Below are 12,440 nucleotides of genomic sequence, written 5' to 3'. Positions count from 1 at the left end.
CCCTTAACGTCCTGCTGCAAGCTTCTGCCGTTCAAACAATTGACGGAAGAAACCGTTCCGCTCGCTTAATTCCTTATGTGTACCTTGCTCGATCAGGCTTCCTTGCTCCAGAACAAGGATTCGGTCGGCATGCTGAATCGAGGACAGACGCTGCGCAATAATAAAGGTCGTTCTGCCCTTCATGACTTCAAGCAGCGCTTCGTGAATGGCGGATTCCGTTGCCGTATCCACGCTCGCTGTTGCTTCGTCCAACACGAGAATTGGCGGATTCATCAGAATCGCTCTTGCAAGCGCCACCCTCTGTCTTTGACCGCCGGAGAGTCCAACTCCCCGTTCACCGATTAATGTATCGTAGTCATGAGGCATCGTGATGATAAAATCATGGATTTGCGCTTTTTTGGCTGCGTGCTCGATTTGCTCCATTGTCGCATCGGGATAACCGTAAGCAATGTTGTCGCGAATGGAGGCAGAGAACAGGAACGTCTCCTGCGGTACAATGCCGACACTGCGGCGCAGACCGTCCAGCTCATACTCCCGGACGTCGATGCCGTCGATCAGCACCTGGCCGTCCGTCACCTCGTAGAATCTGGAGAGAAGCGCAATCAGACTGCTTTTGCCCGATCCGGTAGCCCCAAGTACGGCGATCACTTCACCTTGCTTCACCTCAAAGGAGATATCGCTTAGAATCGGATTATCCTTGACCTGATCCTGATCACTAAAATAGAAGCTTACATGACGGAAAGAAACCTGCCCGCGCATGTTATCCGTAGTAACGCCCGATTCCGGTGAAACAATATCGCAAGGGGTATCCAATACTTCGAATACGCGGGGTGCGGCCTTAATCGCCTGCTGCATAATATTAATCTGCCAGCCCAGCATGTTAAGCGGCCAAATAATTCCCCACGTGTACCATTGGAACGCCATGAACGTACCTAACGTCATTTCTCCTCGTGCGACATATACCGCTCCCAGCCAGATCATAAGGACAAAGGTCAGACCGCCGAACAAGCCCATCAGCGGAAACGCTTTCGCTTCCAGCTTTGCGCGGTCCATATTCGTTTCGAAATTCTGCTTGTTCCGCTCGGCGAATTTTTGCTGCTCCACCTCTTCGGTCGCAAATGATTTCACGACGCGGATGCCTGCGATATTTTCCTGAAGGGTAGTCGTCAAGCGCCCGGTCTGCTCCCGTATACTGGACCAGGCAGGACCTACTTTATTGCTGAACCACCATAAGACAAGCAAGATGAGCGGAATGGTAACGGTACTGATCAAGGTAACCTGCCAGTGCATCCATAACATGAAGATCATCGTGCCAACAAAGGTCAACAATCCGGTTAGGAGACCCATTGCGCCAAATCCGACGAAGTTCTTGACCGCATCGATATCGCCTGTCATACGGGACATCAGCTGCCCCGTTTGCGCCTTGTCAAAATACGAGAAGGACAACCGCTGCAGTTGGGCATACATCTGCTCTCTCAACTTGAACACGACATTTTGCCCGACAAGCTCCTGAGCGTAACCCTGCAGGAACATTCCTGCACTTTTTAACGCTTGCACACCAATCAGGAGCAATGTGAGCCATAGAATAACCGATACATTGCCTTTGCTGATTCCTTCGTCAAAGATCTCGCGCAATATCCATGGTGCTACCAGGTCGAAGATCGTCGCGAACACCATGATAACAATAGCCGCTGCCGCCCATTTTGCGCTTGGTTTTACGTACGCCAATACCCGTAATAATACCCTCACTCTTTTGTATGCCTCCCCTCTCTCGTGAAAAGAACAAAAAAAGACCCCGAGCCGCAATTAGGCTCGGGATCCTTGTAACGATGAGAACGGCATTAAACAGATAGTTATCCGCTTAATGCTGTTGCATCGCGAAGGCGGCCTGTACGGCATGCATGGAAATAACGAACCAGAACAATCATTGCCTGTTGTTGATTCCGCATACCGGACACCCCTTTCCCTTCGGAATTGTATTTCGTGTAATCTGTTCGTATCGTAACAGACGGACTCTCACTCGTGCAATAGCTGATTTTGTCGAAAAGCTATTATTTTTCAGGAATCGCCGAATTGACTCGTGTCCGTTATGGATATGCCTTCTTCCACTGCAAACTCGAAATCTTCAATATCATATACCTGAACAGGTACTCTTGCTTCGAGCAGCTTATCTTGAAACTCGAATTGATCGGACAAAAGCGGAATTTGCAGCTTCGAGCTAGTCAGAAGCAGCTCTGTCTCAATCGGATCGAAATATTCGCCATAATGCGCATTATCAACGGCATGTACAATCGTGAAATGAATCCTGTCGTTTAAGATAAGCGGAGAACTTTCACGCCAAGGCACCTGCATGGAGCGCTCGATCTTTTTCCGGTTAAGCGGATCCTCGAAAAAGGTAATGAGCTCGCCAATTTTGCCCTTCACATGCGCATCATCTTCCGGGTCATCCATCACCGGCTCGGCTCCGTCTCTCATATCGTACAATTCAAGTATGGATGAATAAGGCACAACATAATCAATCGGACGGCTCGGAATAAGCAGATGTCCATACGTTGCTATCATAACCGCTTCTATAACAAATCGCCGTCGCATATTTGCCCCTCCTTCTCTAACCACGGTTCCACATTATTATACAATAATACATACCCTGTACAAGATAGCCATTCGCCAAATTTGCAATAAATCCGCAGGTAGCGGTAAAATGAAGTTTAATGCTTACGAAGTATGAATAATCAAACATAGCCCAAACGAGGCTATGTTTGTGATTATTCATTTTAGGAGGATTCAAACATGATTAAAGAACAAGCCATCATTATTGGAGCAGGACCCTGCGGGCTTGCCGCTGCAATTGAACTTGAACGGAGTGGACTTCATCCCGTCATTATAGAGAAGAGCAATATTGCGCACTCCATCTCTATGTATCCTACTTATATGCATTTTTTCAGTACACCGGAAAGACTGGAAATCGGAGATATCCCCTTCACGACACCTAATGACAAACCATCACGCCTGGAAGCGATCAATTATTATCGGACAGCCGCTCTTCGCAACAAATTACGTATTAATGCCTATGAGACTGTTCTTCGGGTTGAACGTCAATCAGATGGAGTATTTCATCTAACAAGCACGGACCGCTATGGCGTTGAAAAGCAATATGAGTCTCGTTACGTTATAGTCGCAACAGGGTATTTCGATCATCCGAATTACCTGGGAATCCCGGGCGAACAGATGGATAAAGTCACGCATTTCTTCCGCGAAGCCCATCCGTATACCGGCATGGAAGTTGCTATCATCGGCGGCAGCAATTCTGCAATCGATGCTGCACTGGAGCTCGAACGAGTAGGAGCCAAGGTTACGATCATTTACCGCGGCGAAGGATACTCGCGCAGCATCAAGCCTTGGGTGAGACCAAGCATCGAGAATAAAGTCAATACCGGCATTATTCGTATGTTATTCGAATCCCGTGTTGTTGAAATTAACAGCCATCATGTTATTGTGGAAAATCCAGAAGGCCGTCATACGATCGCCAATGATTTTGTGCTTGCTTTAACGGGCTTCCATCCTGACCGCGAATTCCTGACGAACTCCGGCGTTAAGATCGAGGAAGAAGGCTTTCCTTACTTTGATGAAACAACAATGGAGACGAACGTACCCGGCCTTTATCTGGCTGGTGTCGTCGCCTCCAAGCATGAAGCCAATGAGATTTTCATTGAAACCGGCCGTTTTCACGGCAACAAGATTGCCCAGCATATTGCTTCGCTGCGTTAATTATTTCCGCTCCTCGTCCAGTCTCTTCTTCAGGGATTGGACGAGTTCTTCGTTTGGCTCCTGTTCGCCGTACCGGACTTCATCATACAGACGGGCCAGAATATCAGCATCGGCCTTCGCCCCAGACTTATTGTGCCAGGCAACAATATCCGAAGTCGTTTCTTTTGGGGTGAAATGCGGCTTATAGCCATACCCCCGACCAATCGCGGCAGTAACATATCTCCGGTACAAATAACGAATCTTCTCTCCGGCTGAGGACAACTCCTCCCAGCGGGCTTCCTTCTGCTTCTTATTGGACCTTCCAAACCTTGTACTCCATTTCGCCCGGTCCACCAGACTCTCCACCTCATCCGTATAACCTTCCGCACTTTCCTTGCTGTCAGCTGCACGTTCCCAGATCCGGCCCAGTAATTTGTTGATAAGCTGATAGAGCTTGCGTCCAATAATAAAGAGGAGTACGGCGATTCCAAGCACCAGAAGAGCAATGCCGATGAACTTCGCCACCTGTTCCAGCCTTTCGAGCCATTCCGGCGGATTATTAGCTTCAACCGGAGGCAAGCCGCTTTGCTCTGGAAGGGCTGGCTGCGAAGGCGTCTCCTGGGCGGCCTCGCCTGATCCATTCATCCACTCCATGATCCGGTTAATAACGGAATCAAAGAAGGCTTCGATAGTAGACTGCAGCTGGCGAAACAGTCCGGCAATAAGCAGCAGGACGGCTACGATTGTGAGCATAAAGCGGTTTTGCCGCTTAAAAACCTTTGTTGTGGAAGATTGAATGGCTCCCCCTGATTGCGTCTCGGACGTAAGCAGCCGTTCATTCACCACATAAAGCATGATAATTAGAGCGATAATGCCGCAGATCGTCAGGAAGTTAAAATACGGTTGAAGCTTGTCCTGAAGGTGGGCAGCAATGGTCAAGACGACATAAAAGAGTATGCTGACTAACATCGCCATATTGGGGAAAGAAGCTGTCCAGCCTTTGGTCCAGGTACTCATCCCTCTTGTGGCAGTGAATGCTGCAAGAAGTGCAGGAACGATAACGGTCACCCCCGGCTGTTCAGCCTGAAGTGCCAACAACATGGCAAGAAGAATAAAAGTATGCACGGCTCCCAGCAGTATTCCAATTAGCATACGATATAAACGACGGTTATTTTTCACTTTGCTGTTCAGCATTGCACCTGTCATATAGACAATTGGAAGCGTTACCAGCCATAGGAACATAAAGGCCTTCGTTGAAGTAAAGAACAGTGCCAGGAACCAAACCGGCAAGGCGAATAAGGTTTCAATCCCGCCATACAGCAGATGCATCATCAGCTTGCGTCTTGGGGTCTGATTCATCCTGCTTCACCTGCCCGCTGCTGTTCCGGTTGCGATGTCAGCTGCCAATGAACAACCGCATTCCCGCTCCGGCGGAGCCTGTCCGCCTGAAGCTCAAGCTGTTCATTCCAGAAGCTGGAGATGACCAGCACATCCCGCTGGGAATAACCGCTGTCCGCTTCCCTTGTGAGCAGATCGACAAACGGTTCTGTCCGGATGAGCTCCAGCTTCGCCATCGCCTCGAACATGTCCGACAGATGCCCCCCTCCGCTGCGTGGTTCAACGAGTGTACTGCCAAACTCGCCAATAATCGGCATATTCGTGCAAAAGCCCGCTTCCATTCCGCTGTTTATTACGGCTTGAGCAGCTCCAGCCGCCCACTCAATACCATGTTCAATCAGTTCTTCGTCATTAACGGACCGCCACATGCTTTCATTGTCTTCCACGTTCAGATAGATCATCAACCTGCGGTCTGCTGTGTAATCGTATTGATGCACCTGAAGATTTCCCGTCCTGGCTGTCGCTTTCCAGTTGACCATCTTGTACGTATCGCCGGAGCGATATTGACGCGTCCCCATCACAACAAAAGGATCCTCGACAATCCAGCGTCTGACCGACAGCTCTCCCTGCCAGCTGTGAGAAGGCAGCTCATGAACGGGTACTTCAGCAGGCGTCGGGTAGACGATCAGCTCGCCGTTTAGCGGAATTTGCTTCGTCTGGTGCAGGAAGCCAAGCAGATCCCCCGCGGTCATTGTAACCGATTGCAGCTTGTACCAGCCTCTCTTGGTGCAAACGATGCGGTGTCTTCTTGTAATCTTGGTATAAGGCATCAAGGTGAAAAAGCTTTTATGATTTTGCGACAGCTTGCCGCTGCTCACTTCGAGATTATCCTGCCGGTGAAACCATAAGTCCGAAGATAACTGCGATTCTACGCGCATCCACGGGACAGGCAGCCATTTGGCATTCGTTAGCTGCTCGACTAATTCAATCGTTTCGCCGCGATAGCTCACTCTTTTTTGAAATTTCCGTTCATAGCCGATTTGCCGCAAGGCATACCGGTGAAAAATTTTGGCCTGCAGGAAAAAGACAAGTATAGCCGCAAATGCTACCCAGAATATGATCATCCGCTCACCCCTATCGGGAGGCGATTCCAGCTTCCGCAGGTACCGCGGTTTGCCGGATAATATCTTCAATGATGTCTTCCGCATGCTTATGCGACCTTTGCATTCCCCGAAGTGACAAACGATGCGCAAGTACCGGCTTCGCCATTGCCTTAACATCATCTGGCGTCAAATAATCACGGCCGCGAAGGATCGCATGAACCTGCGAGGCTCTCAGAAGAGCCTGGCTGCCGCGCGGACTTACGCCAATGAGAATGTCTTCGCGCGAGCGCGTGCGCTCAATCAGCTGCAGTAAATATTGCAGCACTTCATCGGATACCCGGACCTCTGCATACACCTTCTGGGCCTCTGCAATATCAGCCGCTGTCGCAACGGCATCCAGTTGAGCTAACGGATCGGCATTGTTAAACCGCTTAAGGATTTGAAGTGCTTCTTCGGTTGTTGGATAACCCATTTGAATCTTGAACAAGAACCGGTCCAACTGAGCTTCCGGCAGCGGGAAAGTTCCCTGATGCTCAACCGGGTTTTGCGTGGCGATAACCATAAACGGCTTGTCCAGCCGCTTTGTCTCGCCGTCGACACTAATCTGGCGCTCTTCCATGCATTCGAGCAGACTTGATTGTGTCCGCGGTGTCGCACGGTTTATTTCATCGGCGAGCAGCAGATTCGTGAAGAGCGGCCCCGGCCGAAACTCGAAGCCGCCATCCTTCTGATTGTAATATTGTATGCCGCTAAGGTCAGACGGAAGCAGATCTGGCGTGAACTGTACCCGGCGGAATTGTAGCTTCAGCGACTGTGCCAGAGATTTGGCAAGCAAAGTTTTCCCCGTTCCAGGCACATCTTCCAGGAGAACATGACCCGAGGTAATTAAGGCGATAAATAATAGCTCGGTAACGCTTTCTTTTCCAACAATAACACGGCCGATATTGGTATTAAGTCTCTCCGCTAATTGGTTGATCGATTGAAATGACATATGCGAGGCTCCTTTTTCGTTATCGGATGACTCCAGTTGCGATCTTATGATGGCTCTGGACAATGTTACGGAATAATTGCTCCTGCTCGGCACTCCGGAACGACTCTTTCGGTACGATCCAATACTGTCTCTTATTATGAAATAAAAAATAATAGTGTTCGTTCTCCCAAACCTTTGCGAAAAAGCTCCAATTGACTTTGGATGCACCCTCGGGCGCTTTTAACTCGAAGTCATCGGAGTTGAAGCTAATCTCATACCGGCTGTTCAAATTTCTGACTTTCATTATTCTTCTAGGGTGAACAATAACCTGAGTGACATAATTAAGTATGGACACAAAAATTATCGCTGCCGCAATTACGGCCAGTATTTTGGAATTGGTTACAGCAGCTAGAATAATACAAATGAAGACGAAAACAACTTCAAAAATCCATGTCAATCGAATTTTCAAGGTTTGAAAATAAAGGCTCTTCATGGCTTTACCCGCATGCTGACCGTAATTAAACTGTATCGTTTCCAATTTCTATCCCCCGAAAATAGTCTAAACTCCTATACTCCACTCGGCTACTTCCCTAGGGCCTGCCATACACAGCCTTTTGAACCTGCTGCAAATCACTCCAGCGGATCACTTTAATCCCTTCAGATTGCAACGCCTTATGGATTTCCGGATCGCGGAACAACTGAAATTCCATGCCGCGCTTATCAGGCTGGCCATGGAAGGTAAGAAGTTCATCGGTCACTAGCGATGGATGGAACAAGAGCTCGGTTACACCCGGCTGAAGCTGCTTCAATAGCTGCTTCAAGTTCGCTTTGACCGTATCGTACGTATCGCCTTGCTGAAGAGGAAATGGCAGTCCCAGCAAATAATCCAGAACAACAACGCCCATGGCATGGGCAAGTAACCCAAGCTGGCGCGCCTGCTCTTCAAGCTCAGGCGGAACCATCTGTCCATTCGCAGCAGCCACCTTGCGTGGCATCCGGAATGGCAAGCCATACGCGGAGCATACCTCAAATACTTCCTTCAGAAAGTTTTTGCCCGTCTCCAGTCCATATAGGCTTCCCATGTGGTTATCCGCGTGAGTGGGATTCATCCCTAACTGCAGGGCTGCTTCGACTTGCGCGATCATCTCCTTCTTCACCTGCTGCGGATCAGCCTGGAGCTCAAAGGTTCGGCAGTCTTTCGGGAAATATCCTTCACTGGTTATGAGCGAATGTGTATCGCCGGCTTTATTAACCGGTCCCCAACGGTAAGTATCCCATTCGCTTGTAAAGGTAAAATGGATACCTACATCGTATTCCGGATGATTGGCGCTCCAAAGAGCCGCTTCGCGGGAGGACTTGCAAGGCATCATAATAGTGGCCGAGCTTACCGCACGCTCCTGAAGCAGCTGCTGAATACCTTTATTGGTTGACTGGCACAAGCCATAGTCATCCGCATTAATGATTAACAATCGTTCCTGACTGCCATATCCAAGTGATGCTGCGACGTTCATCTCGGCACATCCTCTCTACAATTAGCAACATTAACGAATTGTGGCTGCAGATTACAGAAGTTCACGGCGAAACAGCGTAAGTAGCTGCCCCTCGTTCCGGTCGACCCACTCGCAGATTCGGTAGGTCTGATCGATGAAGCCTGCTGCAATCTCTGCTTCGTCAAGACCTTCCTTCCACCGATTGATGAAGTGAAGAAACACATCGAGAGCTCTCAGCTTGATGAGAAGAGGAAGCGCCTCCACCTCGACAGGCGCAAGCTTGCCGAAGCGTCCGTATCCTTCACAGAACAATTGGATACGTTCCCATATCACTGCATCCTCGCCTTTAAAGAAATCGATAAGTACGACTACGAGCTCCATCGCCCTTACATCGACGGTGCAAAACTCAAAATCCAGCACGCCTATAATATCATCGCCGTTTGCAACGGTATTGCTGAAATTCAGATCGCCATGAATCCATTGATGCGGCAGTTCCCATAACCCCTTCATCTTGCCGGAGAGGATTTTCAACTGGTCCTCGATCGCCGCAGCTTTATCTGCCTGCAGGATAAACTTCTCCGAAGATTGCATAATTCCAGGAAGCTCCTCATGAATCAAAGTCGAATAAGTCTCTTCGAGCTTATAGTAAGGGTCATAGATCGGTTTTTGCGAAATCGTCAAATCACGAAGCGCGGCTGAGAGTTTCGCGGCGATTGCACCCAGGGAAAGAATATGCTCTTTTCTCTCTGGTGACGGACGTTCTCCCGGGATATAACGGCACATGGCAGCAAGCAGCCCGTCATACGTACGGGAGATGGTATCCCCTGTCCGATTGGCTACAGGTACCGGAACCCGGAATCCGGGCTGCTGCTTATTAAGAGCAGACAATACATGGTGCTCAAGCGCCACAATATCCGAATCCCGGTGATTGTTGTACACGCGAAGGACAAATCGTTCATCGCCTGCCTTGATCATCCGCGTTGTATTATTCATTCCGCTGTCTCCCGGCACAATCGTCCAATCGGCATTAAACGCGTATTGGTCAATTAGCGCGGCGATTTCGTTCTCTTTCAATCCGTATTGCCTCCCAGCCCCGCTTGCTGCAGCCGTTCAATACGGCTTGTTAACGTCTGTTTCCAACTGTCAGACAGCTCTTCAACCGCAAGCAAAGCTGTCATTCCTGCCAGATCATTCTTGCCTTTATACATGACGCGGTTAGCCTCTGCAAGGGATATCGCTGCATGATGACGCTCCAGAACCGTTAAGCCCTCACCTGCCCCGACTTCCCCTTCCTGCAGGACACGGAAATAAAATCCCGTAAATCCGGTCTGCTGAACATGAGCGGTGAGCTCCGGCCGCTGATGCCTGATGCCAAGCTTAAAGCACGGCTGTCTCGGCTGGCTTACCTGTACGATTACTTCTCCGGCCTGCACAACATCACCGATGCACAAATCATGCTCCGTCCAGTCAGATACCGTCCAGTTCTCGCCAAACGCGCCGGAGCTCAGCTTATTGCCGAGCCACTCTTCCCAGTACGGGAAATGACGCTCGAAATAGACACATACTGCTTTGTCGGGCCCGCCGTGATTGACAAGATCCGCCTGCCCGTCGCCGGATAATCCCGTTGTGCTTAAATAATGCCTGCTGCCTGATGATTTCTTGAAAATACCCGTTTGAACGGGCTTGTTGCCATGCATTGCCTCCACAGGAGTTCCTACATTCAGCGAGACAATGCGGCTGTTCATTATTTCCCGAGACATTTGTTTCTCTGAGCCTCCTGTCCATTTCAATTCTTCCACTATTATAATCTGATTAGGGAGAAGATGGCAAAAACATCTTTTGGCGGTCTATTATTAATGGTATTAATCCACTGGAAACAGGCATAAATACGGGCTTTTCAGCTATTTCAGCATAGTCTTTCAAGACTATGCTTCGACAGCTTTTGTAACATTCGAGCCCGCCGTGTCGAAAACGTTTTCTTTGTGTAGGATTATGCGCTTCCCCGGGAAATAAAAGCTTCAATTATTTCCTCATTTCCCGGCATCCGCTCCTTCAAATTAGTGAAGATGGAATTTTCGCTCAATTCGGATGATTTCGCCTTTTGGCCGCTTCAAACGGCTCTGAAGCTTCGCAAGATGCTGCTTCCGGTATTTCCTGTCCATCACCATAACGATAATCAGGAGGATTGCCACTCCAACGGCTCCCCACCGTCCAAGCGCAAAGACAGCTAACGCTCCGGACAGGATAAGCCAGACCAGTGCGGTCCAGTTCACCACCGTGCTGTAAGAGCCGAGGTTCCATGGCGCATCCTCCAGCAGCCGATGCCTGCCACGAAGTCTCAGTTTAATCCAGATCGGAATCACATACGCCAGCTGCAAACATAATACCGCGAAACCAAGTAAACTGGAGACACCTGCCTCTCCCCCATCCACCATCCTCCCCGCACCAAAAAGAATAACCGAGAATACAGCAGTTGTGATGACTGCCGCTATTGGTGACTGCTGCTCACGCGATACCTGGGACAACGCCCTGCTGAATGGCAAAGCCTGATCTCTCGCCATGCAAAAGACCGCCCTTGAACAGATCAGCATCTCGCTGTTCCCGCTCCCCCAAATGGCGGCTGCAATCACCGCCAGAATAAGTGAATTCCCCTGCCAGCCATCAAGCGCGGCGGCCGCGAGCAGACTGTCGCTGCTGCTGAACAAGGCTGTGCCGACAATGGCAGGAAGAACGAGAGTAAGACACATGAAGAGAACAAAACCGCCTATCATCGTATAGACCGATGACAAGTAGATCGCCCATGGAACCCGAAGGCGAGGATCGCTTGTTTCCTCCGAAGCCTGGGCGGCTCCATCCATTCCGAGAAACAGCTTCTGCAGCACAAGTACCCCGGCGATAAAAGCCCACGGCGTAACATGCCCATCCAAAGAGGCATTTTGAAACGTATATAACAGCTTCGGTGAATACACGCTTTGACCGAAGGCTATAAAGATCCCGCCAATAATCGCGGCAAGGACAGCCGCATGAAGCAAGATGCCCGCTTCCTGCAATGCTCCTGTCCGCCCTGTTCCCCAAAGATTAACAAGCACTTGAGTGACGGTAATGATACCTAGCAGAATTCCCGTCGTTAGCCAGGAGGAGGAATAGATAAACCATGCCGACAGCATTTTATCGATAATAAAAGCACAAGCACCGTTCATTAGGGCCATCATGGCGAGGTGACCGGCGAGGTGGAACCAGCCTGCATACCAGCCCCACCGCCTGGTGCCAAGGGCGGAAGCCCAGTGGTAGACGCCGCCCGCCGTCGGCACAGCAGAAGACATCTCGGCAAGGGAAGCGCTGACCAGAATGCCAAACAAAGCGAGGATCGGTAATCCGATACTGACTACAGAGGGTCCCCCCTTCTGCAGTGCCGGACCCGCAAACAGAAATACAGCGCCTATCAAACCAAGGGATTGAAAAGAAAGGCCAAATGACGCAGCTGCTCCAAGCCGTCTCCGCAGCTGCTGGGCAAGCCCGAACAGATTCAGGTCATGTTTATCCTGCTGCGCTTGCGCATAAGAACCATATGCGGTCATGCTAATGTGCCTCGAAGCCCTTATCCTGTGCTGTGCCCTTGCTGTCAGAAGCAAAGCGCAGCCACATACGAAAGCAAAGAGCAGCAAACCGATCCATACCGCAAGCATCATAGAACCCCTCCCTACGATAATGTATGAGAGAGGAATTAAGGTCATGTCAGACGACAAAGAGCTGCCCGCAAGGACAGCCCTTTCATGCCGGTAATAAGCCGGT

At 49.9% G+C, this 12,440-nt stretch carries 11 protein-coding genes; 1 reads left to right on the top strand and 10 read right to left on the bottom strand.

All coding sequences use genetic code 11. The features are described 5' to 3' along the window. Positions 1-3: 3 nt before the first annotated feature. Complete coding sequence (locus tag BM200_RS24425; protein WP_091189255.1) at positions 4-1,749, bottom strand: ABC transporter ATP-binding protein; 1,746 nt, start codon at positions 1,747-1,749, stop codon at positions 4-6. Positions 1,750-2,058: 309 nt separating this feature from the next. After that, the gene (locus BM200_RS24420) at positions 2,059-2,592 is read right to left on the bottom strand and encodes an ADP-heptose synthase (RefSeq protein ID WP_091189254.1); all 534 of its coding nucleotides are present in this window, start codon (positions 2,590-2,592) and stop codon (positions 2,059-2,061) included. 198 nt (positions 2,593-2,790) lie between these two features. On the opposite strand from BM200_RS24420, the gene BM200_RS24415 reads away from it, so the two are divergent. Continuing rightward, positions 2,791-3,768 (top strand): YpdA family putative bacillithiol disulfide reductase, encoded by a 978-nt coding sequence (locus tag BM200_RS24415; protein WP_091189253.1) that lies wholly within the window; start codon positions 2,791-2,793, stop codon positions 3,766-3,768. Here BM200_RS24415 and BM200_RS24410 read toward each other — a convergent pair whose 3' ends face one another. The 8 genes from BM200_RS24410 to BM200_RS24375 form a co-directional block, all read right to left on the bottom strand. Further along, positions 3,769-5,106, bottom strand: a complete 1,338-nt coding sequence (locus tag BM200_RS24410; RefSeq protein WP_091189252.1) for a DUF4129 domain-containing protein — start codon at positions 5,104-5,106, stop codon at positions 3,769-3,771. Further along, positions 5,103-6,209, bottom strand: coding sequence for a DUF58 domain-containing protein (locus BM200_RS24405; RefSeq protein WP_175532997.1), 1,107 nt, complete (start codon positions 6,207-6,209; stop codon positions 5,103-5,105). Before BM200_RS24405 ends, BM200_RS24410 begins: the two co-directional genes overlap by 4 nt. A 10-nt stretch (positions 6,210-6,219) precedes the next feature. After that, the gene (locus BM200_RS24400) at positions 6,220-7,179 is read right to left on the bottom strand and encodes an AAA family ATPase (protein WP_091189250.1); all 960 of its coding nucleotides are present in this window, start codon (positions 7,177-7,179) and stop codon (positions 6,220-6,222) included. A 19-nt stretch (positions 7,180-7,198) separates the two neighbouring features. Beyond that, entirely contained in the window at positions 7,199-7,696 is a 498-nt protein-coding gene (locus tag BM200_RS24395) for a YcxB family protein (protein WP_091189249.1), read from the bottom strand. A 52-nt stretch (positions 7,697-7,748) separates the two neighbouring features. Then, on the bottom strand, positions 7,749-8,669 hold the full coding sequence (locus BM200_RS24390; RefSeq protein WP_091189248.1) for a polysaccharide deacetylase family protein: 921 nt from the start codon (positions 8,667-8,669) through the stop codon (positions 7,749-7,751). Between the two features lie 51 nt (positions 8,670-8,720). After that, entirely contained in the window at positions 8,721-9,722 is a 1,002-nt protein-coding gene (locus BM200_RS24385) for a phosphotransferase (RefSeq protein ID WP_091189247.1), read from the bottom strand. Next, the gene (locus BM200_RS24380) at positions 9,719-10,408 is read right to left on the bottom strand and encodes an MOSC domain-containing protein (RefSeq protein WP_091189246.1); all 690 of its coding nucleotides are present in this window, start codon (positions 10,406-10,408) and stop codon (positions 9,719-9,721) included. Before BM200_RS24380 ends, BM200_RS24385 begins: the two co-directional genes overlap by 4 nt. A 297-nt stretch (positions 10,409-10,705) precedes the next feature. Further along, positions 10,706-12,337 (bottom strand): amino acid permease, encoded by a 1,632-nt coding sequence (locus BM200_RS24375; RefSeq protein ID WP_175532996.1) that lies wholly within the window; start codon positions 12,335-12,337, stop codon positions 10,706-10,708. Positions 12,338-12,440: the final 103 nt, after the last annotated feature.

Origin of the sequence: Paenibacillus catalpae, from assembly GCF_900112695.1 — a bacterium.
Lineage (GTDB): Bacteria > Bacillota > Bacilli > Paenibacillales > Paenibacillaceae > Pristimantibacillus > Pristimantibacillus catalpae.
Note: the sequence above shows the minus strand (reverse complement) of the source record. Positions and strands in the feature narration are given on the sequence as shown.

Excerpts from the sequence above, each read along its gene's own strand:
- BM200_RS24420 (WP_091189254.1), bottom strand. The coding sequence starts at position 2,592 with ATGCGACGGCGATTTGTTATAGAAGCGGTTATGATAGCAACGTATGGA.
- BM200_RS24415 (WP_091189253.1), top strand. The coding sequence starts at position 2,791 with ATGATTAAAGAACAAGCCATCATTATTGGAGCAGGACCCTGCGGGCTT.
- BM200_RS24410 (WP_091189252.1), bottom strand. The coding sequence starts at position 5,106 with ATGAATCAGACCCCAAGACGCAAGCTGATGATGCATCTGCTGTATGGC.
- BM200_RS24405 (WP_175532997.1), bottom strand. The coding sequence starts at position 6,209 with ATGATCATATTCTGGGTAGCATTTGCGGCTATACTTGTCTTTTTCCTG.
- BM200_RS24400 (WP_091189250.1), bottom strand. The coding sequence starts at position 7,179 with ATGTCATTTCAATCGATCAACCAATTAGCGGAGAGACTTAATACCAAT.
- BM200_RS24390 (WP_091189248.1), bottom strand. The coding sequence starts at position 8,669 with ATGAACGTCGCAGCATCACTTGGATATGGCAGTCAGGAACGATTGTTA.
- BM200_RS24380 (WP_091189246.1), bottom strand. The coding sequence starts at position 10,408 with ATGTCTCGGGAAATAATGAACAGCCGCATTGTCTCGCTGAATGTAGGA.
- BM200_RS24375 (WP_175532996.1), bottom strand. The coding sequence starts at position 12,337 with ATGATGCTTGCGGTATGGATCGGTTTGCTGCTCTTTGCTTTCGTATGT.